Annotated in this window: 24 protein-coding genes and 1 pseudogene; 9 read left to right on the forward strand and 16 right to left on the reverse strand. The window is 69.3% G+C overall.

Going from position 1 to position 26,554, the window contains the following annotated elements; all coding sequences use genetic code 11:
* Nucleotides 1–402: 402 nt before the first annotated feature.
* From B3E43_RS04340 to B3E43_RS04395, 11 genes and pseudogenes are all read right to left on the reverse strand, one after another.
* The gene (locus B3E43_RS04340; RefSeq protein ID WP_292026960.1) at nucleotides 403–780 is read right to left on the reverse strand and encodes a copper-binding protein; all 378 of its coding nucleotides are present in this window, start codon (nucleotides 778–780) and stop codon (nucleotides 403–405) included.
* A pseudogene (locus tag B3E43_RS16185) lies at nucleotides 777–4,083 on the reverse strand (efflux RND transporter permease subunit). Before B3E43_RS16185 ends, B3E43_RS04340 begins: the two are co-directional and overlap by 4 nt.
* A complete protein-coding gene (locus tag B3E43_RS04355; protein ID WP_292026962.1) occupies nucleotides 4,080–5,393 on the reverse strand; it encodes an efflux RND transporter periplasmic adaptor subunit in 1,314 nt (437 codons plus the stop codon). The pseudogene B3E43_RS16185 and the gene B3E43_RS04355 overlap by 4 nt, the downstream one beginning before the upstream one ends.
* Entirely contained in the window at nucleotides 5,390–6,730 is a 1,341-nt protein-coding gene (locus tag B3E43_RS04360; protein ID WP_292026964.1) for a TolC family protein, read from the reverse strand. The genes B3E43_RS04355 and B3E43_RS04360 overlap by 4 nt, the downstream gene beginning before the upstream one ends.
* Before the next feature lie 103 nt (nucleotides 6,731–6,833).
* A complete protein-coding gene (locus tag B3E43_RS04365) occupies nucleotides 6,834–7,196 on the reverse strand; it encodes a hypothetical protein (RefSeq protein ID WP_292026966.1) in 363 nt (120 codons plus the stop codon).
* 196 nt (nucleotides 7,197–7,392) lie between these two features.
* The gene (locus tag B3E43_RS04370; RefSeq protein ID WP_292026967.1) at nucleotides 7,393–8,334 is read right to left on the reverse strand and encodes a ribose-phosphate pyrophosphokinase; all 942 of its coding nucleotides are present in this window, start codon (nucleotides 8,332–8,334) and stop codon (nucleotides 7,393–7,395) included.
* A 157-nt stretch (nucleotides 8,335–8,491) separates the two neighbouring features.
* On the reverse strand, nucleotides 8,492–9,529 hold the full coding sequence (locus tag B3E43_RS04375) for a hydroxyacid dehydrogenase (protein ID WP_292026968.1): 1,038 nt from the start codon (nucleotides 9,527–9,529) through the stop codon (nucleotides 8,492–8,494).
* A gap of 17 nt (nucleotides 9,530–9,546) precedes the next feature.
* Nucleotides 9,547–10,650 (reverse strand): ABC transporter permease, encoded by a 1,104-nt coding sequence (locus B3E43_RS04380; protein WP_292026969.1) that lies wholly within the window; start codon nucleotides 10,648–10,650, stop codon nucleotides 9,547–9,549.
* A complete protein-coding gene (locus tag B3E43_RS04385) occupies nucleotides 10,650–11,744 on the reverse strand; it encodes an ABC transporter permease (protein WP_292026971.1) in 1,095 nt (364 codons plus the stop codon). The genes B3E43_RS04380 and B3E43_RS04385 overlap by 1 nt, the downstream gene beginning before the upstream one ends.
* Nucleotides 11,741–13,447 carry an ATP-binding cassette domain-containing protein gene (locus B3E43_RS04390; RefSeq protein WP_292026973.1) on the reverse strand — a complete coding sequence of 569 codons (1,707 nt, stop codon included), beginning with the start codon at nucleotides 13,445–13,447 and terminating at the stop codon, nucleotides 11,741–11,743. The genes B3E43_RS04385 and B3E43_RS04390 overlap by 4 nt, the downstream gene beginning before the upstream one ends.
* A gap of 4 nt (nucleotides 13,448–13,451) precedes the next feature.
* Entirely contained in the window at nucleotides 13,452–14,423 is a 972-nt protein-coding gene (locus B3E43_RS04395) for an HlyD family secretion protein (RefSeq protein ID WP_292026974.1), read from the reverse strand.
* Nucleotides 14,424–15,049: 626 nt separating this feature from the next.
* On the opposite strand from B3E43_RS04395, the gene B3E43_RS04400 reads away from it, so the two are divergent.
* The 4 genes from B3E43_RS04400 (at nucleotide 15,050) to B3E43_RS04415 (ending at nucleotide 20,484) form a co-directional block, all read left to right on the forward strand.
* Nucleotides 15,050–15,265 carry a methyltransferase family protein gene (locus B3E43_RS04400; protein WP_292026975.1) on the forward strand — a complete coding sequence of 72 codons (216 nt, stop codon included), beginning with the start codon at nucleotides 15,050–15,052 and terminating at the stop codon, nucleotides 15,263–15,265.
* 21 nt (nucleotides 15,266–15,286) lie between these two features.
* Nucleotides 15,287–17,665: a heavy metal translocating P-type ATPase gene (locus B3E43_RS04405; RefSeq protein WP_292026977.1), complete on the forward strand. Its 2,379-nt coding sequence runs from the start codon at nucleotides 15,287–15,289 to the stop codon at nucleotides 17,663–17,665.
* A gap of 369 nt (nucleotides 17,666–18,034) precedes the next feature.
* On the forward strand, nucleotides 18,035–18,733 hold the full coding sequence (locus tag B3E43_RS04410; protein ID WP_292026979.1) for an RNA polymerase sigma factor: 699 nt from the start codon (nucleotides 18,035–18,037) through the stop codon (nucleotides 18,731–18,733).
* A gap of 458 nt (nucleotides 18,734–19,191) precedes the next feature.
* Complete coding sequence (locus B3E43_RS04415; protein ID WP_292026981.1) at nucleotides 19,192–20,484, forward strand: type II restriction endonuclease; 1,293 nt, start codon at nucleotides 19,192–19,194, stop codon at nucleotides 20,482–20,484.
* Nucleotides 20,485–20,526: 42 nt separating this feature from the next.
* Here the strand turns inward: B3E43_RS04415 and B3E43_RS04420 are convergent, their stop codons facing one another.
* From B3E43_RS04420 to B3E43_RS04435, 4 genes are all read right to left on the reverse strand, one after another.
* Entirely contained in the window at nucleotides 20,527–21,255 is a 729-nt protein-coding gene (locus tag B3E43_RS04420) for a PepSY domain-containing protein (protein WP_292026983.1), read from the reverse strand.
* Nucleotides 21,252–21,731: a DUF411 domain-containing protein gene (locus B3E43_RS04425; protein ID WP_292026985.1), complete on the reverse strand. Its 480-nt coding sequence runs from the start codon at nucleotides 21,729–21,731 to the stop codon at nucleotides 21,252–21,254. Before B3E43_RS04425 ends, B3E43_RS04420 begins: the two co-directional genes overlap by 4 nt.
* A 53-nt stretch (nucleotides 21,732–21,784) precedes the next feature.
* On the reverse strand, nucleotides 21,785–22,384 hold the full coding sequence (locus B3E43_RS04430) for a YybH family protein (RefSeq protein WP_292026987.1): 600 nt from the start codon (nucleotides 22,382–22,384) through the stop codon (nucleotides 21,785–21,787).
* A 97-nt stretch (nucleotides 22,385–22,481) separates the two neighbouring features.
* Complete coding sequence (locus tag B3E43_RS04435) at nucleotides 22,482–23,129, reverse strand: DUF2231 domain-containing protein (protein WP_292026989.1); 648 nt, start codon at nucleotides 23,127–23,129, stop codon at nucleotides 22,482–22,484.
* A gap of 122 nt (nucleotides 23,130–23,251) precedes the next feature.
* Between B3E43_RS04435 and B3E43_RS04440 the strand changes: the two genes are divergently transcribed.
* The 5 genes from B3E43_RS04440 to B3E43_RS04460 all read left to right on the forward strand — a co-directional run bounded on the left by B3E43_RS04440 (nucleotide 23,252) and on the right by B3E43_RS04460 (nucleotide 25,484).
* On the forward strand, nucleotides 23,252–23,533 hold the full coding sequence (locus tag B3E43_RS04440; protein WP_292026990.1) for a hypothetical protein: 282 nt from the start codon (nucleotides 23,252–23,254) through the stop codon (nucleotides 23,531–23,533).
* Nucleotides 23,533–23,970 (forward strand): Spy/CpxP family protein refolding chaperone, encoded by a 438-nt coding sequence (locus B3E43_RS04445; protein ID WP_414631341.1) that lies wholly within the window; start codon nucleotides 23,533–23,535, stop codon nucleotides 23,968–23,970. The genes B3E43_RS04440 and B3E43_RS04445 overlap by 1 nt, the downstream gene beginning before the upstream one ends.
* 8 nt (nucleotides 23,971–23,978) lie before the next feature.
* Nucleotides 23,979–24,557 carry an RNA polymerase sigma factor gene (locus B3E43_RS04450; RefSeq protein ID WP_292026994.1) on the forward strand — a complete coding sequence of 193 codons (579 nt, stop codon included), beginning with the start codon at nucleotides 23,979–23,981 and terminating at the stop codon, nucleotides 24,555–24,557.
* 166 nt (nucleotides 24,558–24,723) lie between these two features.
* Entirely contained in the window at nucleotides 24,724–25,050 is a 327-nt protein-coding gene (locus B3E43_RS04455; RefSeq protein ID WP_154725686.1) for a hypothetical protein, read from the forward strand.
* Between the two features lie 26 nt (nucleotides 25,051–25,076).
* Nucleotides 25,077–25,484, forward strand: a complete 408-nt coding sequence (locus B3E43_RS04460; protein WP_292026998.1) for a copper resistance CopC family protein — start codon at nucleotides 25,077–25,079, stop codon at nucleotides 25,482–25,484.
* Between the two features lie 175 nt (nucleotides 25,485–25,659).
* Here the strand turns inward: B3E43_RS04460 and B3E43_RS04465 are convergent, their stop codons facing one another.
* Nucleotides 25,660–26,430 (reverse strand): HAD family hydrolase, encoded by a 771-nt coding sequence (locus B3E43_RS04465; protein WP_292027001.1) that lies wholly within the window; start codon nucleotides 26,428–26,430, stop codon nucleotides 25,660–25,662.
* Between the last annotated feature and the right edge of the window lie 124 nt (nucleotides 26,431–26,554).

Raw genomic sequence — 26,554 nt, forward strand, 5'->3', positions numbered from 1 at the left:
GCACATCGACCAGCCTGATCTTCGACGAGGCGCCCGGCATTGATCTCGATCAATGTCATCGTGGCGCACCCGTTGGACCTTCGACGCTTGTCGGGAGCGGAAACTCCGTGAAAAATGTCGTCCTAACCGGCACGCAAACCCCGCCTTCCGTCCAGGACTCACCTGACCCCGAAGACCTGGTGAGGGCCTTGGTAGAGCGGGGCTTCTACGTCTTGCGTCGGCTCAATACTCAACAGACCGGCCAAGGTGGAAAGACCGTCGCCTCCACGGCGCAGGACGTTGCATGGGGCAGACGAGCCGAACCGGTTCCGCCATTCGAGCTGGGCACAGCATCGGTGGCCGGCCCGGCGCCATCCTCCAACCTGATCGATGGACCGTCCTCATCGCATGACGCTCTGAGGATCAATGGGGGTAGATCGCCGTCACCTCTCCGGCTCCGTCCCGTACCGTCAGGTCGAACTGGATGCGGTCACCAACGGCGGCCTCCCGCAACACAGCCGGCGAAGCCTTGAACGTCATGGTCATCGCGGGCCATCCGATCGAACGGATGGCCTCGTGGTTGATGGTGATCGTCGCCGCCGTCGGGTCCACGGCTGTGATGACGCCCGCGCCGTCTGCGGTCGTGGCGTCGGCGGTCGGCGGCGTCGAGGCGCCACCCGCGCCAACCGTCGGTGATCCGGGCTGGGCCATCGGGATCGCCGGGCTTTCGGGTTCCGCCTGCTGACCGCAGGCGGCCAGAACGGCAGTGATACCGGTCAGCAGGATCATACGGCGCTTCATTGTGTGTCTCCTCGAAGGACGGGGGTCGAACGGAACCTGCGACGTCTCAGCAGCAGATAGCCCGCGGGGATAACGAGCATCGACAGCAAAGGCGCCGTGATCATGCCGCCTATAACGGGCGCGGCGATCCGGCTCATGATCTCCGAGCCGGCGCCGTGGCCGATCAGGATCGGGAACAGGCCCGCCAGGATCACGGCCACGGTCATCGCCTTGGGCCGAACCCTGAGCAGAGCGCCTTCCCGGACCGCTTCCTCGACCTGCAGGGCATCAGGGTGGGGCCCCCGATCCCTGAGCGCGTGCTTGAGGTAAATCAGCATCACCACGCCGAACTCGGCCGACAGGCCGGCCAGGGCGATGAACCCCACCCCGGTCGCGACCGACTGATTGAAGCCGAGCAGGTAGAGCATCCATACGCCCCCGGTCAGGGCGAAGGGCAGCGTGGCCATGATCAGGGCGGCTTCGTCGAACCGGCCGAAGGTCAGGTAGAGCAGCAGGAAGATGATCGCGAGCGTCGCCGGCACAACGATCTTCAGGCGGTTGGCGGCGCGCTCGAGATATTCGAACTGGCCGGAGTAGGCGATGCTCACCCCGGGACCGAGATCGACCTCCGCAGCGACCGCCCGCCGCAGGTCCCCCACCACCGACGCCAGATCCCGGCCTCGCACGTCGATATAGACCCAGGTTGAAGGCCGTCCGTTCTCGGACTTGAGCATCGGCGGCCCATCGGCGATACGGATCTCGGCCACCGCGCCCAGGGTGATCTGCTGGCCCGCCGGGGTCAGGACCGGAAGATTCCGCAGCTGTTCGGGATTGTCGCGCAGTTCGCGGGGATAGCGGACGCTGATCGGATAGCGCGCCACCCCCTCAATGGTTTGACCGATGGTCTCGCCGCCGATGGCGCCGGCGACGATCGACTGGACATCGGCGATGGTGAGCCCGTAGCGGCCGGCGGCGGCGCGATCGATATCGACATCCACATACCGGCCGCCGGTCAGGCGCTCCGCGATCGCGGAGCTCACGCCGGGCACGTCTTCCGCGACCTCGGCGACGCGGCCGGCGATGCGGTCGATCACGGCCAGATCGGCCCCGGAGACCTTGACGCCGATGGGGCTCTTGATCCCCGTCGCCAGCATGTCGATGCGGTTGCGGATCGGCGGCACCCAGACGTTGGCGAGGCCCGGAACCTGAACCGCGCGGTCGAGCTCCTCGACCAGCTTCTCCGGCGTCATGCCGGGGCGCCACTGGTCGCGCGGCTTGAACTGGATCGTGGTTTCAAACATCTCCAGCGGGGCCGGATCGGTGGCGGATTCCGCCCTCCCCGCCTTGCCGAACACGGTGGCGACCTCGGGAATGGTGCGGATCATGCGGTCTGTCCGCTGCAGCAGCGCTGACGCCGCCGCCGCCGACAGACCCGGCTGGGCCGACGGCATATAGAGCAGATCGCCCTCGTCCATGGCCGGCATGAACTCGCCGCCGATCTGGCTGAGCGGCCAGGCCGTGGTGGCGAACGCGATGACAGCGATCGCCAGGGTCGTCCGCGGTCGCCGGAGCACCCAGTCGAGCGGGGCGCGGTAGAGATGCGTCAGCCACCGGTTGACGGGGTTGGACTGTTCCGCGGGGATGCGTCCCCGGATCAGATAGCCCATCAGGACCGGCACCAGGGTCACCGAAAGAATGGCCGCCGCCGCCATGGCGTAGCTCTTGGTGAAGGCCAGCGGCGCGAACAGCCGGCCCTCCTGGGCCTGCAGGCTGAACACCGGGATGAAGGACAGGGTGATGATCACCAGGCTGAGGAAGAGGGCCGGACCGACTTCCGCCGCAGCGTCCGTGATCACCTTCCAGCGGGTCTCTCCCGCGAGTGGTTCGTCGGGGTGCTCATGCTCCCATCGCTCGATATGCTTGTGGGCGTTCTCGATCATGACNNGACAGGGTGATGATCACCAGGCTGAGGAAGAGGGCCGGACCGACTTCCGCCGCAGCGTCCGTGATCACCTTCCAGCGGGTCTCTCCCGCGAGTGGTTCGTCGGGGTGCTCATGCTCCCATCGCTCGATATGCTTGTGGGCGTTCTCGATCATGACCACGGCCGCATCGACCATGGCTCCGATGGCGATGGCGATGCCGCCCAGCGACATGATGTTGGCGTTCACCCCCTGCAGGTTCATGACCAGGAAGGCGGCGAGCACGCCAAGCGGCAAGGTCAGGATGGCGACCAGGGCGGAGCGGGCGTGCCACAGGAACAGACCGCAGACGAGGGCGACGACGATGAACTCCTCGATCAGCTTGGTGCTGAGGTTGGCGATGGCGCGGTCGATGAGCTGCGAGCGATCATAGGTCGTCACCACCTCGACCCCGGGAGGCAATCCGGCCTTGAGGGTCTCGAGCCGCTCGGCGACGGCGGCGATGGTGGCCCGGGCGTCGCCGCCCGAGCGCAGGATGACCACCCCCCCGGCCACCTCGCCCTCGCCGTTCAGCTCGGCGATCCCGCGCCGCATCTCGGGCCCGACCTGAACCGAGGCGACGTCGCCCACGGTGACGGGCACGCCTCCAGCCGCCGTGCGGACCGGCACGGCGCGGAAGTCGTCGAGATTGGTCAGATAGCCGTTGGCCCTGACCATATATTCAGCTTCGGCCAGCTCGAGCACCGAACCGCCGGTCTCCGAGTTGGCGCGTCCGATGGCCTCGACCACGGCCTGGTGGGTGACGCCATAGGCGGCCAGTCGGACCGGGTCGAGCACCACCTGGTACTGGCGCACCATGCCGCCGATGCTGGCCACCTCGGCCACGCCCGGGACGGTTTTCAGCTCGTAGCGAAGGAACCAGTCCTGCAGGCTCCTCAACTGGGACAGGTCGTGGCGGCCGGAACGATCGACGAGGGCGTATTCATAGACCCAGCCGACGCCTGTGGCGTCCGGGCCCAGGGCGGGACGGGCGCTCTCCGGAAGGCGCGCCTGCACCTGGTTCAGATACTCCAGCACTCGCGACCGCGCCCAGTAGAGGTCGGTCCCTTCATCGAACAGGACGTAGACGAAGCTGTCGCCGAAGAAGGAGTAGCCGCGCACCGTGCGCGCCCCGGGCACCGACAGCATGGTGGTGGCGAGCGGATAGGTGACCTGGTTTTCGACGATCTGCGGGGCCTGCCCGGGATAGCTGGTCCGGATGATGACCTGAACGTCGGACAGATCCGGCAGGGCGTCGACCGGGGTCGTCCGCACCGCCCAGAGGCCCGCCGCCGCCAGGGCGACGGCGGCCATGAGCACAAGAAAGCGAGCGCGAACGGAGGCGCGAATGAGGGCGGCGATCATTGCGCGGCTCCCCCGTGGCCGGCGTGCCCGTTCGCCGCGGCCGGCGCAGGGGGCGTGGCGGATGAAGCCGGAGGCACAGCCGGGCGCTCGCCCGAGATCGGGCGGGCCGCCATCCCGGACAGGCTGGCTTCGGAATCGATCAGGAACTGACCGGAGGCCACGAGGCGTTCGCCCTCCGCCAGCCCGGCTACGATCTCGGTCATCCCGCCGGATTCCCGTCCGGTCCGAACCTCGGCCGGCTGGTAGCGCCCCTCGGGCAGGGCCAGCATGACGAGGGTTCTTTCGCCCGTTCGGATCACGGCCTCGGACGGAACCACCAGCACCTCTCCGCCGCCGCCGCCGAAGGTGATCTGCCCGTACATGCCGGGCCGCAGGCGTCCCGCGCGATTGGCCATCTCGATGCGCGCCGTGAGCGTGCGGCTGTCCCCGGAAACCTCGGGCAGCAGCGCCGTCAGACGTCCGCTGAACCGCTCGCCGGGGAAGGCCGACAGCGCCACCTCGACGGATTGGCCCAGGCGCAGCCGGCCCGCCTGGAGCTCGGGTATGGCGGCATTGAGCCAGACCGTCGACAGTCCGCTGATCTCGGCCAGGGTCATGCCCGGGGTGACGCTCATCCCGGCCCGAACGCCCAGGGTGCGGATGGCGCCGGCGGACGGGCTGGCGACGGTCACCGTGGTCCTCGGCCGTCCGGTCCGTTCGATCTGGACGATCAACGCCTCGGACATCCCGAGCAACAGGAGCCGCCGCCGGGCCGCCTCGATCAGGGCCGCGTCGCCCGTCCGCCGGACAGCCAGATACTCGCCCTGGGCCCCGGCCCACTCCGGGATGAGCAGGTCGACCAGGGGCGCGCCGGCGGCGATCACGTCGCCGGGCGCACGGCCGTAGACCCGCTGGACGAAGCCCCCGGCGCGGGCCTGGACGATGGCCACGTCGCGCTGGTTGTAGTCGATGACAGCGGAGGCGTTGAGATCGCCATCCAGCGACGCCCGGCGCGCCGTCGCCAGACGCATGCCGAGATTCTGGGCCAGGGAGGGATCGATGCGCACGCCGGGCGCGCCGTCCGCCTCGTCGGCGTATTTCGGGATCAGCTCCATGTTCATCGAGGAGCGGCCCGGACCCGGGTAGCGTTCATTGGGCAGCATCGGATCGTACCAGTAGAGAATCTCGCGCTCCGCGGATGCGGTCTGGCCGGCGGCGGCCCCATTCGCGCGCTCCAGCATGGGGCGGCCGATCAGGCCGGCCGCGAGGCCGACGCCGAGGACCAGGACAGCGCCCGCGACGAGCGCGACGCGAGGGTTGGAACCGGTCATTGGTCGTCGCTCCTGTAGGCGAGGGTGATGCGGACGGTGTCGCGAGCGACGGCGGCTTCGCGGTCGAGGGCTTCCAGACGCGCGTCGGCCAGGGCGGTGAAGGCGTTCAGGACATCCGCCAGGCCCGCCCGCCCGGCGGCGTAGCTGGCGGTTTCCAGATCGGCCTGCTGGCGGGCGGCCGGGACGATGACATCGCGCGACCGGACCCACTGGTCGCGGCGGGCGGCGAGATCGGCGAGGTCGGCGTCGAGGGAGGCGCGCAGTTCGCGCGCCGCGGCCTCGCGCTCCAGCCGGACGCCCAGGGCGTCGGCCGAGCGGGCGGCGATCAGCGGCTCCTGGCGCTGATTGGCGAAGAGCGGCAAACGGACGCTGGCGCCCACCGACAGCATGTCTCCGAACATCGGATCGCGGCGACCGTAGCTGACCTCGAAGGCCCAATCGGGCCGTCGCCCCGATCGGGCGAGGGCGACCTCGGCATCGGCGCGGCTTCCAGCCGCCCGCCAAGCCTGCAGGGTCGGAAGGCGCTCAAGACCCGCCCTCAGACCGGCCGGGTCGATCTCGAGGTCGGGAGCCGGCCCGCTCGCCGCCGGGTCCGCGTCGCCCGTCCAGCGCGTCAGTTCGGCGCGCGCCCTCGCCACATCGGCCATGAGCCTGCTGTGCCTGTCCTGCAGGGCGGCCTGCAGCAGGACGGGGGTCAGGGCGCCGGCCGGCCGGTCCGTTCCGGCGGCCACGCCCGTGGGGGCGGCCTCCCAGAGCGGCTCCAGCGCCGACAGCACCTCCTCGAGCGTCGCGAGCCGGCGCCCGGCGTAGTGCAGATCGAGCCAGGCCACGCCGGCGGCCACCCGCGCCTCGCGGCGCGCGATCGCGTCGGCGGCGGCGGCCACGTCGATGTCGGCCTCCGCCATGGCGCGTTCCGCCCGTCGCCGGGCGCGGCTGGGGACCTCCTGCATGAGGCCGATGCGGGCCATGGTCATTTCGTCGTCGCCGAACCGCCCGGCCATGGGGCCCGAGACCGGCAGGTTGTCGATTCCGAACCGGAGCTGTGGATCCGGGAGACGACCCGCGGCCGCCGAGGCCGCCGAGGCCGCCTCCACGCCGAGGGCGCTGGCCCGCAGCTGCGGAGCGGTGGTTGCGGCGAGCGCGAGGGCCTCGTCGAAAGTCATCGGCTCCGCCGCAGCGGGCATGCCAATGGCGGCGAACAAGCCGATGGCGGCCGCGGCGGCGGCCACCGTTCCCCTGGGGGCGATCCTGGCCAGCCGGAGTGATTTTCCGCGATCGGGATCGACCGCGGCGCTCGACATGTGACGGCCTGGAGCCGTCCGATAGCCGGAGTTCATGGGAATGTCCTCGAGCCCCGCGTCGATCACCTTGGTGCGACGCGGGATGCTAGTCGTTCGATCACCGCCCACGCGAGCGCGGGCCATGGTCAGCGAAGTCGGGCTATGCCGGAGTCTTGGGAGGGTCGCCCAGGGGCGTCGGCCGCTCCCCTGCACGGGTGTCGTCGGCGCTCAATGCGACCTGCTGGCGATGCGGCGCCGACGGCCGGGCCGTGACGCCCGCGTCGGACGGAAGAGGAACCGCGACTGCCGCGCAGGCAGCGAGGCCCAGGCAGTGGGGCCCGGAGTCATCGCAGGGCGCCGGACCTTCGGCTCCCGCCCGCATCATCATTTCGGCGCAATCCGGCATCCCGGCCATGGCGTCTGCGGTCACGCCCGGCCGCTGGGGCGCGGCGAACGCCGACGCCTGGCCGATGGAGCCGGCCAGGGCGAGGGCGAACAAAAGCGTGCGAACGATGCGCCACATGCCATCGACGTTCCGCTTCGCTCTCCGGCGTGTCAAGACGGCGACCGCTCCGCTCAAACCCCGGCTTGACATTCCGAACGAGAGGGGTCTGCGGCCGTGCCGCAAGCTCGCCGGGGCGAGCCTCCGGGCGCCGATGAAGTGGGAACGAACCAGGTTCCACTGTCCGCGTCTCATTCGCCTCTCCCTTGCGAGATGTTCATCCCGGACCCTCGGTGGTCCCGGCGCCGGAATCGGACCGGCGGCGGCGGGCCGGCCCCGCTGCGTCAGGTTCACGCAGCGCCGACGCCAGCAGCGGCGCCAGGGAGATGGCGTTGCTCGGATGCGGCACGCTGTCGGTGGACACCACCTGATCGGATATCCGGGCCAGTTCCTCGAAGGCGTTATCGGCGAACACAGCATGCACGACCACGCAGACCGGGGGCTTCAGGCCCTGCGCCTGCAGCCGTCGCGCAGCCTCGATCAGGGTCCGACCCGAGGAGGCGATGTCGTCGATCAGCACAGGCCGTCTGCCGGTCCAGGCGCCGAGATCGGGCAGAACGATCTCGACCTCGCGATCGCCCCGGCGGATCTTGCGCAACACGATGTGCGGGGCTCCCACCCTGGCGGCGACGGCCGCGACCCATTGTTCGCTCTCCTCATCCGGACCTATGATCAGGGCATCCGGAACCTCGGCCGCGATCCAGTCCGCCAGCACGGGCGCCGCATGCAGCGTCGCGGTCGGAATGGCGTACAGCGCCGCCAGATCCGGATAGCGGTGGAGATGAGGGTCCACCGTGATCAGTCGGTCGAACGCCCCGGAGAGCAGACGCGCGAACGGACGGGAGGTGATCGCTTCCCCGGGCTTGAACCGCCGGTCCTGGCGCATATAGGCGAGGTAGGGCGCGACCAGGCTCACCCGCGCCGCGCCGAGATCGCGCGCCGCCTCGGCGGCGAACAGCAGGCTCAGAAAGCCCGGGTCCGGGCGGGCCAGGCTGCAGACCAGATCAACCGTCCGCCCCGCCATATTCGAGAGGTGACGGACGTAGCTCTCCCCGTCCGGAAAGCGCCGGGTTTCGAGACGGCCCAATTCGAACCCGCCGGCCGTGGCGAGCCGTTCGGCGAAGGCCTCATTTCCAGGCAGCGGCACGATCAGTCGCACGAGAACCTCCGATGGACCGGCGGACGGCCGGCAGGCTCTCCGACAGACGCAGGCGCGCGTGAAATCTTACGGCGGCGCCGGACTGATCGCGAAAGCGGGTGTCGGCGAGCGCGGAAGGATGCGGCTCCGGCGGTCGGAACCGCATGTCCGACGACGCTCAGGTCGGCCCCCCCGGCGATGGTGAGGCCGGCGTGACCGCCGTCACCACGTTCCGGGCCGCGCCCGCGGCATAGGCTTCGATGTTGCCAAGGGTGGTCTCGATGATCCTGTCGACCGCCTCCTGGGTATTGTAGGCGATGTGGGGCGTGACCAGGACATTGGGCAGCCGAACCAGGGCGTGATCCGCCAGCAAGGCGCGCAGCCGGGCGGGGTCGACCTGGGCGTCCTGCCGGAAGATCTCCGCCTCATCGCCAAACGCCTGCTCCTCGGCGATGACGTCGAGGCCGGCGCCCGCGAGCCGGCCCGACGAGAGCGCGCGAAGAAGGGCGGCGGGATCGACGGCTCCGCCGCGCGCCGTGTTGATGAGCAGGGCGCCGGTCTTCATGAGTGCAAACTCCGGATCCGACAGGCGCAGGCCGGAGCCGCCCGGGGCGTGCAGCGAAATCACGTCCGAGGCGGCGAGAAGCTCCGGCAATGAAACAGCGTGGAAGTCGGGATCTTTTCGCGCTGCGGCGTCCGGAGACGGGTCGGACGCGAGCGTCCGCATGCCGAAGCCGCGCGCGATCTGGAGCACGCGGCGACCGATCCGGCCGGCGCCGATCACGCCGAGGGTCTTTCCCGTAAGCTCCACCCCGCGGAGGTCCCGCGCCCGGACATCGCCCCGGCGCACCCGCTCCGTCGCCTCCGGAATATGTCGGCACAAGGCCAGCAGCAGGGCGAAGGCGTGCTCGGCGACGGTATGATCGCCGTAGTCCGGCACATTGCAAACGGTGATCGCGGCCTCTCGGCAATAGGCGAGATCGACATGGTCGTATCCGGTCGATCGGGTGGCGATCAGCCGCAGCCGGGGCATGCGGGCCAGAACGGCGGCGCCGAGGTTCGAATGGACGAAGGGACTGATCACCTCCGCATCGGCGAAGCGGGCGACGTTGTCCGGGCGGAGTGGTTCCGGAGTGCAGGCCAGGGCATGGGGCCCGGCGAGGCGGGCGCAGGCGGCCGCCTCCCACTGCTCGGTTTCGAAAATCACGATCTTCATTTCGGACCCTCCCGGTCCTACCAGCGGCGCCTGAAGGCCAGCCAGGCGCTGAGGAACATAGCGCCGCTGATGGCGGCCAGGGCCAGCGCCTGGCGCCACAGTTCGGCCAGTCCCGCGCCCTTCAGGAACAGCCCTGATACAATCTCGACATAGTGGCGTTGGGGACTGGCCAGCGAGGCGGTTTGCAGCCACGGCGGCATGCTCTCGATGGGGGCGATGCTCCCGGACAGGAAGAGAAGCGGAAACAGGCCGAAGAAGCCCACGAGCATCGCCTGCTGCAGCGTCTGGGTGATGGCGCCCACAAAGGTGCCGAGCGAGACGGCGCTCAGCAGGTAGACGACCGTGAGACCGAGCAGGATGAACACGTCGCCCCGCATCGGCACGCCCATCAGCGTCATGATGACCAGGGCGGGAAACACCGCGCCGGTGCAGATCACCAGGGTCGGCGTGATCTTGGCGATGAACAATTCGTGGGCGCGGATCGGAGTAACCCGAAGTTGCTCGATCGTGCCTTCCTGCTTTTCCCGAACGATCGCGGCCGCCGGCAGGACCACGCCGAGCATCAGACCGGCCTGGGCCAGCATCGACAGGGCCATGAACCGGGTATTGGTCAGGTCCGGATTGTACCAGACCCGCACTTCCGGCCGGACGGCGGCCCGCCGATCCCCGGCCGGACGCCGGCTCTCCACGAAGCGGGCGCTCTGTTCGATCACATAGGCGCGCGCGCGCGCCGCGACATTGCCGTTGGATCCGTCGACCACGACCCCGAACGACGCCGGGCGTCCGGCGGCCAGCCGGGCGCCCATGCGCGGCGGTATTTCGACGACCACGTCGAGCGCGCCGCGCCGCAGCCGGTCTTCCGCCTCGCGCAGGCTGGTGAACTGATCGGCGAGCACGAAATTGTCGCCCGTGGTCAATTCCTCGATCAGGGCGCGGCTGACGGCGGAGCGGTCGTGATCGACCACGGCCAGCTTGAGATGCTGGACGTCGAAACCCAGGGCCATGGTGCACATGACCAGTTCGGCCGTGTAGAGAAAGATCACCACGAACAGCATCACCGGGTCGCGCAGAAACTGGGCGAATTCCTTGGTGATCAATCCCGCGAGACGGCCGGACAGCATCAGGCGATCCTCTTGCGGAACCGCCAGGTGGCGAGCGCGAACACCGTCGCGGTATAGGCTGCCAGCACGAGGACGTTGGGCCAGAGGTCCCCGAGCCCCGCGCCCCGCAGCACGACCCCGCGTGAGAACTCGAGAAAATACCGCGTGGGCAGGGCTGAGGCGTAGGCCTGAAACGCCGGCGGCATGGTGAAGAGCGGATAGACGAAGCCGGAAAACAGGAAGGCCGGCATCAGGGTCACGATCAGGGCCGTCAACATGGCGGCCAGCTGGGTGCGCACGAGGGTGGAGACGAGCAGTCCGATGGAAACCGTGCAAAGAACGTAGAGAAGCCCCACGGCGAGAAGCAGCCCCACGCTTCCCCGTACGGGCACCTCGAACCAGACTACCCCGCCAAAGACGACGAGGAGAAGTTCCGCATAGGCGATCACGGCGTAGGGCAGCAGTTTGCCGGCGATGAACTCGCTCCCGGTCAGGGGCGAGGCGTAGATCTGGGCGATGGTGCCCAGCTCCTTTTCGCGCGCCACGGCCAGCGCCGTGAGCAACGGCGGAAAGGCCATGAGGATCACCGCGAACAGGCCCGGTACGATGAAGTTGCGGCTGCGCAGTTGCGGATTGTACCAGACGCGCACCTCGGGCCTGAGAGGAAGGCGCACCTCCTCCGGATAGGCGTGGAGGATGGCCCGGCCATAGGCCGACAGGATCGCCGCCGTGCTGGCGTAGGTGCCGTCGACCACGAACTGCACGGGCGCGTCCTCGCCGCGTCCAAGGCGGCCGGAGAAGCCCGGCGGGATGAACAGGGCCGCCCGGGCCGTCCCGCGCATCAGGGCGTGTTCGGCCGATCGTTCGTCCTCCGGCGCCGCCTGGAGGATGAAATATCCCGAGTTGAGAAACCGGGCCTGCAGCTCCCGGCTGGCGGCGGTCCGGTCATGGTCCACCACGATCAGCGGCGCCCGGTCGACATCCAGCGATATGCCGTAGACGAACAGGAACAGCATCATCAGGGGCATGAGCAGCGCCACCCCCATGGTGAAGCGGTCGCGCGAGATCTCCAGCACCTCCTTGCGGGCGAAGGCCAGAACGCGCCGCGCCTTCACGCCGCCCTCCCCTGCCCGGTGCGTTCGCGCTCGATGAAGCCGAGAAAGACCGCCTCGACATCGGGCGTCACGAGTCCAAGCTCGTCGGCCAGCCTCGTCAGCGGGCCCAGGGCGATGAGCCGGCCGTCCATCATCAGCCCCAGACGATCGCAGAACGCGGCCTCCTCCATGTAGTGGGTGGTGACGACGATCCCCACGCCGTCGGCGGCCAGGGCCGCGATCAGGCGCCAGAACCGGAATCTGGACAGGGGGTCGACCCCGGAGGTCGGCTCGTCGAGGAAGAGCACCCTGGGCCGGTGAACGATGGCGCAGGCCAGCGCCAGCCGCTGGCGCGTGGCCCCGGACAGGTCCCGCACCGCGCCCTCCCCCGCGTCCTCGAGACTGGCGCGCGCACTGGCCCAGGCGATTCGGCCGCGCAGTTCGGATCGGGGCACGCCATAGGCGCGCGCGAAGAATGTCAGGTTCTCGCGCGCGCTCAGGTCGGGGTAGAGGGAGAACCGCTGGGACATGTAGCCGATGCGCGCGCGCACCGCCTCGCTCTGGCGCGCCACGTCGAACCCCGCCACCTCGGCGGTCCCCTCCCCGGGCGAGAGCAGCCCGCACAGGATGCGGATCAGGGTGGTCTTGCCGGCGCCGTTGGGGCCGAGCAGGCCGAGGATCTCCCCCTCGGCGACCGTGATCGTCACATCGTCCACAGCCTTGAAATCCCCGAACCGAACGCTGACGCCGCGCGAGACGATCACGTCATTCCGGATGCGCGGCGGCGGCGGCTGCGGGGGCGCGGCGGAGGCCGCGCCAGGCGGCGCGGGCGGGGGCGCCGAGGCGAAGGTGAACACGTCCTCCATGGTGGGAACGGCGGCCTCCGCCACGGCCGCCTCGATCGGCGCCAGCCTCGACCCGTCCCGGACCTGCGCTCGCACTTCCCGGCCCGCGCGGCGCTGGAAGCTGATCACGCCGACGTCGGTCTCGAGCGCCGCCTCGATCCGGTCCAGGGCCGGACCGGTGATCCTGTAGACCTGCCCGGCCACGTCGCGTCGCAACTCCTGCGGGGCTCCAAGCGCGAGGGGCTTTCCATCCCGCAGAAGCAGGACGCGGTCGCAGGCGTCGGCCTCGTCCATGTAGGAGGTCGCGAACACGATCGTCCGGCCCTCGGTTCGCGCCCGGTCGAGGATTCGCCACAGCTCCCGTCTCGACAGCGGGTCCACGCCCAGGCTGGGCTCGTCGAGGATGAGCAGCGGGGGCTCGTGCATGAGGTTGGCGCACAGGGCCAGCTTCTTGCGCATGCCCCCCGACAATTGTCCCTCGCGGCGGTGCTGAAAGCGGTCCAGCCCGGCCATGCGGAGCAGCTCGGCGCCGCGCACGGCCCGCTCCGGTCCGGTGACGTCGCGGATGTCCGCCGCGAAGGCCAGGTTTTCGGCGACGGTGAGGCGATCGTACAGGGAAAAGCCCTGCGACATGTAGCCGACCCGCGCCTGCACCCCGGCCGGATCGCGCCGGACGTCGCGCCCCAGAACCTGGCATGTCCCCGCGCTCGGGCGCAGGATGGCGGCCAGCATCTGCAGCAGGGTGGATTTGCCCGCTCCGTCGGGGCCGACCACGCCGAACACCTGCCCGGCGTGGACGTCGAGGTCGATGTTCTCCAGCACGCTACGGGCGCCGTATCGGCGCCCCAGTCCGTGGGCCTCGACGACAGCCTCGGCCATCCCCCTACTCCGGCACGGCGAGACGGTCGGGCCAGCCGGCGGAGGCGTCCCACAGAATCCATGCATCGGCCGGCATGCCGGGCTTGAGCAGCCCGTCCGGATTTTCAGCCTCCAGAGTGACCCCGTAGACGGTCCGGCCCCGTTCGTCCTGCATGTGAATGTCGCGGGGGGTGAACTGGGCCTGGGCGTCGACCCGGGCCACGCGCGCCGGGAAATCCCGGCCGGGAAAGGCGTCAACCCGCAGCCTGGCGGGAGCCCCCAGGCGGACCTTGCCCAGGTCCGGCTCCCGAACGAAGACACGCAGCCTCACCCGCGACAGGTTGGCCAGCACCACCACGGGCTGGCCGGCGACGATCACTTCGCCGGGCTCGGCGAGACGCTCCAGCACCGCCCCCGATATCGGCGAGGCGATATGGGTCCTGACCAGCTGCGAGCGGCCCAGGGCCAGGGTCTGGGACGCCGCCTCGGCCTGGGCGACGGCCTCGCCGCGACGCGCCTCAAGCAGGCTGATCTGATCCACGGCGGCCTGATGGGCGTTGCGGACAACGTCGAGGCGTTGGGCCGTGACATAGCCCTCACGCGCGAGCGCCTCATAGCGCGACAGATCCGCCCGGGTCGAAGCGGCGTGATGGCGGGCCAGATCGATCTGGCTGCTCACCTGGGCCACGGTCTGCCCGGCGGCGGCGCGCTGGGCGGCGGCGCGATTCATGAGCAGACGGGCGTCGGACGGGTCGATGGAGGCCAGCGGGGCTCCGGCCCGAACCGGGGCGCCTTCCAGGGCGTGGTTCTGCAGCAGACGGCCGGACAGCTCAAACGAGACGCGCACCTCGTCGACCTCGATCCGCCCGCTGCCGTAGATGACCTGCGCCGGCGCCGGAGCGGGCTGCAGCCGCCAGAAGGCGACGGCGGAGCCGGCGGCGACCAGAATGAGTCCGACGGCCACCAGCACCGTCAACCGTCGCCCCTGAATCCTCACATCCTGCCTCCGGACGCGCTCGCCTGTTTCGATGCGCTGATCCTGAAGACGCCGGGTGGAAGGATTGCTTACGCCCTCGGAAAGCCGCCCGCGACGGCGGCTGTGCGCAAAGGGCCAGCCGCGCTTCGAGCCGGGAGAGGAGATCCGGCGCCGAAGTCCCCCCAGGCTTCGTCGGACACGATCGCGCCAGCCGGGGGCCCCGCGGCGTGCGTCTCGATCCGGCCGCGCAGACAGGGCGCCAGTCCGCCCGGCCCCTTGGCCAAGACGCCGATTTTGCAGGTCGAGGCCCGCTGTTGAGAGCGAGGATAAACGGCATGCCACGACTGGATCCTTGATCGGACAATGACCTGATGGCCCAGGGTCTGACGCCGGCGACCGGCGGGTCTTACGACCGTCGGCCTTCCGCGTCGGTAATGGTCGGTCGGGTGAGGCGTCAGACGGCGGACGGTGTTCAGAACGGAAGGGGCCTCGCATGACCTCCAATTCCCCCGGGACCGGCCGGGTCTTCAGGCGGCGAGTTCTGGCTCATCTCCGCCTGGCCGGTGCTTCATCGCGCCCAACGCCAGGGCAGGCTGACGACGACCGGTCCCTGCAAATCCATCCGCCACCCGCAGTAGGCCGGCTTCGTGCTGATCATGATCGGCGTTCTGCTTCAGTGGCCGAGGCTGCTCACCCTGGCGATGTTTCCGGCGCTCGTTGTCCTGTACTGGCGCCTGGCCGTGGAGGAGGAGCGCGAAACCGCCGCCCGCTTCGGCCCGGCCTGGGCCGGATACCGGCGGGCGACGCCGGCGTTCCTCTCCCGACTCGGTCCCGTGTCCCGGCCCGCCCGGCCTGAAGTTTGATTTTCACCGGAGTTCTTCTTGATGCGCACCACCACCATCGACGTTTCCGGATTCCGCACCCCGCTGGATCCGCTCGTGATCGAGAAACACCTGCGGGGTCTGAAGGGCGTGCTGGACGCCGCCGCCAACTTCGGCTCGGCCACCGCCACGGTGCGCTACGACGAGGCCCGTCTCAGCCAGGCCGAACTGGAACAGGCGGTGCGGGACTGCGGCTTCCATTGCCGGGGCGTGGTCGTGCCCCGACACGTCTGCGTCCCGCATGAGGATGCCGTGGGCGCCCGCGCCGCGCACCCCCGCCATCCGGCGCCCCCTGCCGCTCCCGACGATCATGCGGCTCGCCCCGGGCACGGCGCCGCAGCCGGTCCCGACGACATGGCCGAGATGGGGCACGGCCCCGGCATGGACATGCAGGCCATGGCCCGGGACATGCGCAACCGCTTCCTGATCGCGCTCGGCTTCACCGTTCCGATCTTCTTCCTCGCCCCGATGGGCATGGACTTCATGCGCGTGGCGCCGCCGTTCGGCCTGCCGCTGAAGCCCCTGCTGTTCGTTCTGGCGAGCGCCGCCATCCTCTACCCCGGCTGGCCCTTCTACATCGCCGCCGTCCGGGCGCTGCGTCGCGGCGTGCTCAATATGGCGGTGCTGGTCCTGCTCAGCGTCGGCACCGGCTATCTGTTCAGCGTCGGAGCGACCTTCCTCTACGACGCGCCGGACTTCTACGAGGCTTCGGCCCTGCTGCTGGTCTTCATTCTCATGGGGCACTGGCTCGAGATGCGGGCGCGGGCCGGCGCCTCGGACGCCATTCGCAGGCTGATGGACCTGGCGCCGCCCACCGCCCGGGTGCTGCGCGACGGCGTCGAGGTCGAGGTCCCGACCTCCGCCGTTCTGGTCGGCGACCGGGTGGTGGTGCGGCCGGGCGGCCGCATCCCCGTGGACGGCGTCATCGAGGACGGCGGATCGGAGGTCGACGAATCCATGCTCACCGGCGAATCCCTGCCGGTGATGAAGGGGGTCGGCGATGCCGTGACCGGCGGCGCCATCAACAAGACCGGGGCCTTCCGCTACCGCGCCACCCGGGTGGGCGCCGACACCGCCCTGGCCCAGATCGTCAAGCTGGTGCAGGAGGCGCAGAACTCCAAGGCCCCCGCCCAACTGCTCGCCGACCGCGCCTCCCAGTGGCTGGTGCTGGCGGCCATCGTCATCGGCCTGCTCACCTTCGGAATCTGGTTCTGGATCCTGGGCCAGACCCTGCTGTTCGCCCTGACCCTGACCATCACCGTCTTCGTCATCGCCTGCCCCGATGCGCTGGGCCTGGCCACGCCCATGGCCATCATGGTGGGCACCGGGCTGGGAGCCCGGCACGGCGTGCTGATCAAAAACGCCGCCGCCCTCGAGGATGCGGTCAAGCTGGATGTGATCGTCTTCGACAAGACCGGCACCCTGACCCTCGGCGCGCCCAAGGTCGTCCAGGTCACCCCGGCCGCCGGGGTGGACGAGACCGACCTGCTGATCACGGCCGCGGCCCTCGAGCGAGGGTCGGAACACCATATCGCCAAGGCCGTGCTGGAACGGGCGAAGGAGCTCCCCGAAGTGGCGGCGACCGGCTTCGAATCCTTCGGCGGCAAGGGGCTGCGGGCGACCGTGGACGGGCGCACCGTGCTGTCCGGCAACCGTATGCTGATGGCCGACAACGGCGTCGAGCTCGGCGAGCTGGCCGCGGAATCCGAACGGCTGCAGGGCGCCGGGCGCACCGTCGTCCACATCGCCCGCGACGGCCGCGTCATCGGCCTGATCGCGGTGGCCGACGCCGTGCGGCCGACCGCCGGGGCCACCATCCGCCGGCTGCAGGGCCTCGGCGTCAAGGTGGCCATGATCACCGGCGACAACCTCGGCACGGCGCGGCGCATCGCGGACGAACTGGGCATCGACATCGTGCTGGCCGAGGTCCTGCCCGGGGACAAGGCGCTCAAGATCAAGGAGCTCCAGGGCCAAGGCCACAGGGTCGGCATGGTCGGCGACGGCGTCAACGACGCCCCGGCCCTGACCCAGGCCGATGTCGGTTTCGCCATCGGGGCCGGGACCGACGTGGCCATCGAGAGCGCCGACGTGGTGCTGATGCGCAGCGACCCCGCCGACGTGGTCAAGGCCATCGAACTGTCACGCGCCACCCTGCGCAAGATGCATCAAAACCTGTGGTGGGCCGTCGGCTACAACGTCATCGCCTTCCCGCTGGCCGCGGGCGTGCTCTATCCCTTCACCCTCAGCCCCGAGATCGCCGCCCTGTCGATGTCCGGCAGTTCGGTGCTGGTGGCGGTCAACGCGCTGATGCTCAAACGGCTGCGGCTCGGCGCCGGCATGGGCGCCCGGCAGCCCGCTACGTCAGGGGCGGCGCCGATCTAGCTTCGCCAGCAGCACGTTGTCCCTGGTGACCGGGGCCCGCTGAGCGCCGCAGCGGACAGAGCGGCTCCTCCAGCCGGAGATGCTCCAGCGGTTCGGCGGCGGACGGTGAGGTCGTCGGGGCGGAGCTGATGCGCCTCACCGCCCGGCGCCGGTTTGGCTTGACGGGGAACCTTCTGCGGAAAGAGCGGGCGGGGCATCCGACGACATCGGCTGGTGGAAACCGGGTGAAGCGGATGTCTATACGCATCGCCGCTCCGTATCCCTCAACAAAACAGGAGTCGAAGGGAATCTTTTTAGGCACTTGATTCAGCACAAATCTAGGCGTTGCTTACTCAGGAATCTTCCCTGACTTCATGCAGGGGACCAACCATGAGTTTACAGAGCCTCGTCACCGCTTCCAGCCGGGGAACACTGTCCACATACCCCCGGCTTACCGCCTCCGCGACGCCGGCGGCTGAAATTCGCCGCCTCGTCGAGCGCCGTCTGCGCGAGGATCGTCCGACGCATTTGCGCTACCTTGTCAAACGGCTGCGCTCGCCCGAAGACGCCGAGGACGTCCTGCAGGAATTCGCTCTCAAGGTGACCCTGGCGGCGGGCCGGCTGACCGACCCGGGCAAGGTGGACGCCTGGCTCGGGATCGCGCTGCGCAACGCCCTGTTCGATCGTTACCGCCGCAACGCGGCTCGAGCCCGGTTGACGAACGCCTTCGACGCCGAGCCCCGATATGACGAGGGGGACGGGCCGGACGACGACGTCCACCGCGCGCTGCACTGTCTCGCGCTGGCCCTCGCGGAGCTTCCGACGGAAACCGCTCGCCTGCTGCGCAAGGCGGAAATGGAAGATGTCCCTTTGGCGGCTATCGCCGGCGAGATGCGCCTCACCGCCAACAACGTCGGCGTGCGGGTGCACCGGGGCCGCGCCGCGCTGCGGCGGCAGATGCTGGCGCACTGCCAGGCCTGCCCGGAGCCGTGCGCCCTGGTGGCCGCGGCCACCGCCCGCGCGACGCGGGCCGGGACTTTGGAGCATCAGACTTCGACCTCGATCCGGTCGCCATGCGACGCCGCATAGTCCAGGGCGTAGTCCAGTTCGCCCGGCGTTTATGAATGAACCGTTGGCCAAGGCGTCGCCGGCCGCCACTTCCATGCCAAGGCGGACGTGCATCGGCCCGTGCTGGCGGGCAAGCTAGTCATCTTCGCGCGCATGCTGATCCTGGCGGCCGCAAATCGCGTCCACCTGGCCCCGGATCTCGCCAGCGCCCATCACACTCCCAAGGACTTCCGGCGCGGTCGGACGTCTGAAGCGCGACCTGTTGATGGAAACCCTGCTCGCTCTGGCGCTCCTCGTCGTGGTCGTGGTCGCGGTCATGGCGCCCTGGCTCCGGTCACGCCCATCACCATGGCGAAGTCGGCATGGCGGCTGGCGCGCGACTCCCTTGCCAGGCGACCAGTGTCGGGACCCTGCGCCCAACCGCCACCCGCCTGGCGCCGGTGGCGCTTCCGCACCAATCTGACTAGGCTGGGACGGCGATGGAATTCTGTGGGGGCGGCGTGCCGGATCGACTTCAAGAGCTTATCGAGCAGTGGCGCGACGATCCTTCGGCCACCTATCGGACGTGGTTCCTGTGGGATGAACGGCTGAAGAATTTCCGGTCCATCCGCCGGGGCATCGCTCAGGTCGTCGAGGAGATCGAGGCGGGCCGGTTCGGCGTCGCCTATCGTGGCTCGTCGCTGGAGACCATCGTCCATTCGGTCGCCGAACAACGCCAGATATTCAAGGGCGCCGACCACGCGTTCCTGTGGAAGCCCAAGCTCCGGATTCCCGACATCTACGAGAACCCACCGAACCAGCGCGCCTTTGGCCGTCTGCTGCATCACTGCAGCTGCTGTTCAACCGGCGCCGAGATCCTGTCCGGCATCCGCACGATCGATCAGCTCAAGATCAAGGGCCTTGGGCCGGCCGTGGCCAACCTGATCTACTTCCTGCATCCCACGCACGCCCCGCCGTTCAACACCGCCATCGTCAATGGCTACAACGCAATCACCGGGTCGAAAGTGAAGCTGGGCAGCTGGGAGCACTATCTGGCCATGCGAGAGGGAATTCTGGAACTCAACGCCCGCTATCGCGACCTGCTGTCAAACGACCTGGGCGCCATCGCGGGCTTCCTCTTCGACATCGGGTCAGGACGATACCCCGCCCCGCCCCTGGAAAGCGAAGATATCTCTGACCGCGACTGGGATCGGCGGCTGGCTGAAGCCCGGGCTGAAGCGGTGAAGTTCGAGAAGACCGCGCTGCAGCAACGCGACACTGATCGCACCCACACCGAAATCCAGGCATGGATCCGGGATCTGGGGCGAGCGCTCGGCTATCGCGTATGGATCGCCGCCAATGACCGCAGCCGGCCTTATGCCGGGGCACGTCTCGGTGACGGCTGTCTGGACCAGCTGCCGGCGGCGCTGGCGAACGGCGCGGGTGCAGAGTCGATCCGCCTCATCGACGTCCTCTGGCTGGAGGCCGGCGCGGATCGCGTGACAGCCGCCTTTGAGGTCGAACACTCCACCACGATTTATTCCGGCGTCGTGCGCATGCTGGACCTCGCCCTGTCTGGCGAGCTCCATACGTCCGCAGGCCTGTTCCTGGTGGCGCCAGACAGCCGCGAGGGCGACGTCCGCGCCCAGCTGCGGCGGCCCGCCTTCAGCCGGATCGCGGACCTTGACGTGCGTTACCTTCCCTATGGGGAGCTGGAACGGCACCGGGCTTCAATCGCCCGCTTCGGGACCGACCTTCGGGCTCTGACAGAAATCTCCCACCGCCTGATCTGATGGCGGGCCGGGCGCCGGGCGGTCAATCGATCCGGGGGCGCGTTACTCACGCCGGACAGCGCGCTGCGATGCCCGAGCCGCCTTCAGATCCCGCGCCAGCCGAATCCAGAGCAGGATGAACCCCGAAACGACGATGCTCAGGGTCAAGGCCGTGGTGATGATGATCAGGGGGTGATTGAAGTCCTCGCCGTCGTTCCAGTCCATGACGTGGAGCCGCCAGAAGAAATCGAAAATCCGCCAGACGCCCGAGCGGCGCGTCACCACCTCGCCGGTGGCGGGCGACAGGTAGAAGGAGGTCTTTTCCCGATCGGCGAAGTCGACGCGCCACAGCGGTCCGGTCCGGCCCGTCTCCTGGGGCGCGGTGTTCAGGAGCACGGCGCCCGAGACCCTCGCCTCGCCTCGATAGGCGCCCTTGGCGAAGGCCGAAGCCTCGGCGGCCGACATCGGCCCGAACGGTCGGCCGGTCGCGGCGGACACGATGACGGGTTCGCCCGTCGCCGGCTTCAGTGTCCAGGCGGGTCCCCGCGGCGTCGCGTGCAGCTCCGCCTGAACGGGGGCGACGCCCGCGCGCCGCGCGATCTCGTCGAGCGCCGGAAGCGCGCCGAGCTCCAGCGGACCCGGCTTGAGTTCGACCGCGCGATGTTCGCCGCGCACCGTCTCGATCGGCATGGCCGTCATCACCAGACCGCCGCCGACCCAGAACAGCACCTGAAGGCCGACGACCAGCGCGATCCATTTGTGCAGTTGGGTGGAGAGCTTGAGAACCTTCATGCCCCGCGCCTCGCCTGGCCGTGACGCGCGAAGACGCGCGTGCTGCCGCCCTTGAGGATCAGCAGGGTCTCATAGGCCTCCCGTTGCCCGTCGGGCGTCTCCATGCCGGGAGACCCCAGCGGCATCCCGGGAACGGCGAGACCTACGGCCTCCGGACGTTCGGCAAGAAGCCGGCGCACATCCTCGGCCGGCACATGGCCCTCAAGGACATATCCGCCAATCAGGGCCGTATGGCAGGACGCCAAGGACTCGGGAACGCCTTGGGTGCGGCGGACCGAGCCGGGGTCGGCCACCTCGGTTATCCGCGCCTGAAACCCCGCCCCTGTCATGTGTTCGACCCATGCGCCGCAGCAGCCGCAGGTGGGCGATTTGTAGACGACGAGGTCGGACGAAGGACGCGGGGTTTGAGCGCAGGCCGCGGCTGCCAAGGCGCTGACGCCGAGGATCAGAAGGGAGCGGCGCGAGAACGACGTCATCATTGGCTCATTACTCTGGTGATCGGGAGGCCGGGCAACCCGTTTCCGCGTCTTCAGGTCGCCCGGCGCAAGGGCCGAGCCGAAGAGTGATAGATGGCGAACCTCCACTCGTCGCCCCGCTTGCGCAGGACGCTTGTGGCGACGCCGCGACGCTCGATCGGTTCGCGCGCCGTGTCCCTGAAGGTGATGTGATAGGTGTAGGTCTCGCTCACGAATGCGGTATCGCCGTCGATCTCCACTGTCATCTGGTGGTTGCGAAACTCGAAACCCGCCAGATCGGTAAACTCGGGTCCAAGATGGTGCTCGAGGTAATAGGCGAACGTCCCCTCGACGCCGCCGTTCTCGAAAATTGCCGAGTCCTCCCAGAACAGAGCCGGGGTCTGTGACACGTCCATCCGGGTAATGGCGTCCCTGTAGGCGGCGACGACGGTTCGGACCTGCGCCTCGTCAGCGGTTTGCGCATGGCCGGGGGCGTGTGCCGAGCCTGGGGTGTGGGCCGAGCCGGGGGTGTGGGCCGAGCCGGGGGTGTGGGCCGAGCCGGGGGTGTGGGCCGAGCCGGGGGCGTGAGAGTGGGGCGCCTGGGTCTGGGCCTGGGCGGAGGTGGCGAGGACGGCGGCGAGCGCCGATCCGGCGAGTGCTGAACGAAACGACATGGATCAAGCTCCTGGTTAGCCGCGGCCGCGAAAGCGTCCTGGTCCGGCAAAAGTGGATGGAAAACTATGTGGCGGGCGACGCGTGTCCTTGAGGCCCTCAGAACATCAGATGTCTCACGCCGTGGGTCAGCATCCCGCCCAGCAGGCCGTTGACGATCACGGCGGCGGCGGTAAGCGTCAACAGGCCGACGTAGATCAGCTCACGCCCGCGTCCCGGTCGGCGGACCCAATGTTCCTTCGCCCACCAGCTCAACAGGCCCAGAACGGCGATCGAGGTGCCGAGCCACCGGTGATAAGCGTGGGTCGCGTCGTCCTTGCCGGGGAGGCCCATGGCGAACCACCCCAGCGCCACCGCGGCGAGCGCAGAGATCGCGGCCAGGGCGATAATGACGCGGGTGCCCTGGGTCAGGACCGGCCGGCGGAGCGTCAGCGCGGCGATCTCGAGAAGGGCGGCGACGAGGAACAGCGCGATGGGGAAATGCACCGCGGCCGGATGCATGGCCCCGAGCCAGCGATACAGGCGCTGGGGCATGGGCTTGGGAGCCTCGTCCGCCATCATGGCTCCGTGGTCCATGTCCTGGGCCATGCCCGGCATGGCCATCACGCCGCCTTCCGGAACGGCGGCCGTCGGCGTGGCGACCTGGGCGCGAGCCGCCGCGGCCTTCTCGTGGGCCTCATGCGCGAACGCCGGCGCGCTGACTGACAGCGCCAGCGCCAGGGCGAGCCCCGGCAGAAATTTGCGCATCGCCATTGTTCTCTCCCATCCTGTGCCTTCTGCTAACTACGCATCCGGGAAGCCGTCCCCTCGTTTGAGGGATTCCGCCCGTTTCGGCGTAGTAGGGATTAGGGGCGCTAGGAGAGTGTTCGATGACGCGTAATCTTGATGATCTTCTGAATCGATCGGCGGCCGTGTCCGCCGGTCGGTCGCTCGACGGGCTCGAGCCGCTCGTCTGGCGCCGGGTCGACGCGCTTCGCGGCGAAAGGCTGACCAAACAACTGCGCCTTGGCGCCGTCGCCATGGCCCTGGTCACCGGCCTGACCGTGGGCGGCGTCGGCGCGGTCGCCGCTCCCCGACCGCGTGGGGATATGGCCATCTTCACGGTCGATGCTGGTCTGTCGCCCCTGGTGCGTCTGGAAGCCGGCCGGTGATGCGCGGCTGGCGGGCGATCGCACTGACCGCCGTGCTGGCGGCTGTCGCCAGCGGCGCGGGCACCTGGATCAGCGCCAGCTGGGTGCTCAGCCGGCGCGAACCGCCGTCCCTGCACGACATCGTCCACCATGACTTGAAGCTCTCGCCTGATCAGCTGACCCGTATCGAGGCCGTCGAAGCCCGGTTCGCCGCCCGCCGGCCCGCGCTCGAAGCCGACATCCGCGCGGCGAATCTGGAACTGGCGCGCGCCATCCAACAGAGTGATGGCGACGGACCCCAGGTCCAGGCCGCGGTGGACCACTTTCACGTCGCGATGGGCGCCCTGCAGAAGGAGACCATCACCCACGTCTTCGAGATGCGGTCCGTGCTGACGCCGGCCCAGGCGGAGGTCTTCGACGACCGCATCGTCGCGGCTCTCGCGCCCAACGAAGACTAGCGGTCCGGGTGGAGAGTTCAGCGGACCTGTCAGCCCGCGCCGCCGGGGGCGACCGGGCGGCCTTCAGCGAGTTGATGCGGCAGACGAAGACGACGCTGTTCCGCTTCATCCGGCGCTATGTCGGCGACGAGCAAGAGGCATGGGATCTGTTGCAGGAGACCTATGCGGCGGCCTGGATCAACATCCGCCGTTACGATCCGACGCGCCCCTTCGAGGCCTGGATCCGGACCATCGCGCTCAACAAATGCCGGGACTGGAGCCGCCGCGGTCTTGTCCGACGGCTCATCCGGGGCGGCGTCGATCTCTCGTCGCCGGAAGCCATGTCCGTGCCGGACGGGGCCGAATCGGCGGATGAACGGATGGAGGCCCACGACCGGCTCGCCCGGCTGAACGAGGCGATGAGCCGTTTGCCCCCTCACCTCAAGGCGCCGCTCCTGCTCACCACGATTGAGGGACGCAGTCAGGCGGAAACGGCCGGACTGCTTGGCGTCTCTACAAAGACGGTAGAGACCCGCGTGGCGCGCGCCCGTCGCAAGCTGTCTGAGGCCCTGGGCGGCACAGCCGCCTTTCGGGCCGTTCCGGACTGAAGGCTTCGGGCCGTTCGTCTATGCTCGCTGATCACTGCATTCCTACGGGAGCCAAGGCCGGTCGATCCACATCGGGCGAGGGCTGCGGCTCGCGCCCGCGTACTCCATTATGAAGGCGTCGCTCACTCTCGCTCGACGGCCGCCCATTTCTTCAGGAGCTTGCCACATGAGACTCTCGATCCTCGCCGCCGCTGCGGCGTTCACCCTGGGCGCCTGTCAGCCGGCCGCCGAACCTCAGCCAGTCGAGGCCCAGCCGGCGCCGGACGCCTCGGCAGCGACGCCGATGGACGCCGCCCCGGTGGTTGCGCCCGAGCCGACACCGCAGCCGCAGGCCGCCGCGCCGGCGCCCGCCACGGCCCCGCGGGCCTCGACACCGCAAGCCCCGGCGGCCCGGCCCGCGCCGGCTCCCGCTCCGACGCCGCCGCCCGCCGATCCGATGGCCGGCCATGACATGTCGAAGATGGACGGCATGACCATGCCGCCCAAACAATAGTTCGCGTAATCATCAGGAGCTTTCTCATGAACCGTTCAATCTTCGCCAGCCTCGCCGCCGTGGCGGCGCTGGCTCCCGTCTCACTCGCCCACGCCCAGAGTCATTCGCACGCCGGCGTGGCAGCCCAGGAACACGCCGCCGTGCAGGCGCCTGCCAACGGCGTCGTCACCGCGCCGGCGGACAACGCCATGCTGGCCGCCGCCCCGACGGCGTTTTCGGCGACATTTCCGCACGCCATGACCTTGACGTCGCTCAGGCTGACGGGCGCCGCGGGCCAGCCGGTCGATGTGGTGGTGTCATCCGAGGCGCCGCCGGCCACAACCGTCACCGCGCCTCTGCCCGCGCTTGCGCCGGGATCCTATTCCGCCGCCTGGGCCGCGAAGGGCGCCGACGGCCATCAGATGAACGGCGTCGTCCGTTTCATGGTTCACTGAGGAGTCGGCCTCCCGCCCCCTTGGGGGGCCGACGCCTGATGTGGAGGAACGCCGCGCAACCTGCTGCGCGGCGTTTTTCGTCGTGGATGGGCTTCCGTCGCCTCCCGGTCCGGGCGCCGGAGGTCACCCTCCGCCGTGAGCATTGTCGGCTCTGGGCGGTCGCAACCCGGCGCGATCACTCGCTCCAAGGCGGCCTCGCCGCTCCGGGGAGATGGGTCGCCAGGCTCGCCAAGGTCCGGACCACGACGTGGGCGTCCCCTGAACCGCGTCCGACAGCTTCGCCAGCCTCCGGATCGTACAGAATTGTGAAACAGCCCAGCGCCATGGCCGGGCGAATGTCCCATACCAGACTGTCGCCGACGACGCAGACCTCTGCCGGTTCGACGGCCAGGGCGGCGAACATTCGCCTGAACGCTGCGGGATCGGGCTTCCCCACGCCGACCTCGCCTTCAATCTGGATATGGTGGAAATGCGAAGCCAGGCCGAAACGCTCGATCTTGGCGCGCTGCAGGGGACCGGCGCCGTTGGTGAGAAGCGCCAGCCGGTATCCGGCATCCCGCAGATGGACCAACACGGCGTCCGCCCCGGGTTCGAGCCGCATCTGCCGGTCGCGATGAAGGCTGAAGGCGTCGGCGAGGCGTTCGGCGATTTCCGGAGAGGGCGTCGCACATCCGTCGCGCCGCAGGGCCTCAAAGGCCTTGGCCGCGATGATGCGCCTGGCCTGCCTCGGGGCTCCGCGGCCGATGGCGTGGCTTTCCGGATCGCTCCAGAAAGCCCGCCCCGCCTCCGTCAGGGCCCGCGCCGCATGGTCCGGAGCCAGGTCGCCAAGCTCGGTCTGGTACAACTGACAGACCCTACGCCACGCCAGGTCCGGGCGGCGATAGGCTGAGATCAAGGTGTCATCCAGATCGATAGCGACGGCCCGGATTCGCCGAGTCGCTGTCATTGGACTCCACCCGGCCGGACACCAGCGTGCGCAAGACACTGGCTATAGTGGCGCACTGACCCACGCGAGGGCATCCTCATGCCCCCCCGCTGGTTGACTGCGCGGGCCCGGCGCCAAGATGAAC

Origin of the sequence: Brevundimonas sp. UBA2416 (genome assembly GCF_002343105.1) — a bacterium.
Taxonomy (GTDB): Bacteria; Pseudomonadota; Alphaproteobacteria; order Caulobacterales; family Caulobacteraceae; genus Brevundimonas.

Coding starts and splice junctions, on each gene's coding strand:
- B3E43_RS04405 (WP_292026977.1), top strand. CDS start 15,287: ATGCGCACCACCACCATCGACGTTTCCGGATTCCGCACCCCGCTGGAT.
- B3E43_RS04445 (WP_414631341.1), top strand. CDS start 23,533: ATGCGCGGCTGGCGGGCGATCGCACTGACCGCCGTGCTGGCGGCTGTC.
- B3E43_RS04455 (WP_154725686.1), top strand. CDS start 24,724: ATGAGACTCTCGATCCTCGCCGCCGCTGCGGCGTTCACCCTGGGCGCC.
- B3E43_RS04355 (WP_292026962.1), bottom strand. CDS start 5,393: ATGACCGGTTCCAACCCTCGCGTCGCGCTCGTCGCGGGCGCTGTCCTG.
- B3E43_RS04340 (WP_292026960.1), bottom strand. CDS start 780: ATGAAGCGCCGTATGATCCTGCTGACCGGTATCACTGCCGTTCTGGCC.
- B3E43_RS04415 (WP_292026981.1), top strand. CDS start 19,192: ATGGAATTCTGTGGGGGCGGCGTGCCGGATCGACTTCAAGAGCTTATC.
- B3E43_RS04460 (WP_292026998.1), top strand. CDS start 25,077: ATGAACCGTTCAATCTTCGCCAGCCTCGCCGCCGTGGCGGCGCTGGCT.
- B3E43_RS04425 (WP_292026985.1), bottom strand. CDS start 21,731: ATGACGTCGTTCTCGCGCCGCTCCCTTCTGATCCTCGGCGTCAGCGCC.
- B3E43_RS04360 (WP_292026964.1), bottom strand. CDS start 6,730: ATGAACTCCGGCTATCGGACGGCTCCAGGCCGTCACATGTCGAGCGCC.
- B3E43_RS04440 (WP_292026990.1), top strand. CDS start 23,252: ATGACGCGTAATCTTGATGATCTTCTGAATCGATCGGCGGCCGTGTCC.
- B3E43_RS04435 (WP_292026989.1), bottom strand. CDS start 23,129: ATGCGCAAATTTCTGCCGGGGCTCGCCCTGGCGCTGGCGCTGTCAGTC.
- B3E43_RS04430 (WP_292026987.1), bottom strand. CDS start 22,384: ATGTCGTTTCGTTCAGCACTCGCCGGATCGGCGCTCGCCGCCGTCCTC.
- B3E43_RS04465 (WP_292027001.1), bottom strand. CDS start 26,430: ATGACAGCGACTCGGCGAATCCGGGCCGTCGCTATCGATCTGGATGAC.
- B3E43_RS04420 (WP_292026983.1), bottom strand. CDS start 21,255: ATGAAGGTTCTCAAGCTCTCCACCCAACTGCACAAATGGATCGCGCTG.
- B3E43_RS04375 (WP_292026968.1), bottom strand. CDS start 9,529: ATGAAGATCGTGATTTTCGAAACCGAGCAGTGGGAGGCGGCCGCCTGC.
- B3E43_RS04390 (WP_292026973.1), bottom strand. CDS start 13,447: ATGGCCGAGGCTGTCGTCGAGGCCCACGGACTGGGGCGCCGATACGGC.
- B3E43_RS04380 (WP_292026969.1), bottom strand. CDS start 10,650: ATGCTGTCCGGCCGTCTCGCGGGATTGATCACCAAGGAATTCGCCCAG.
- B3E43_RS04365 (WP_292026966.1), bottom strand. CDS start 7,196: ATGTGGCGCATCGTTCGCACGCTTTTGTTCGCCCTCGCCCTGGCCGGC.
- B3E43_RS04410 (WP_292026979.1), top strand. CDS start 18,035: ATGAGTTTACAGAGCCTCGTCACCGCTTCCAGCCGGGGAACACTGTCC.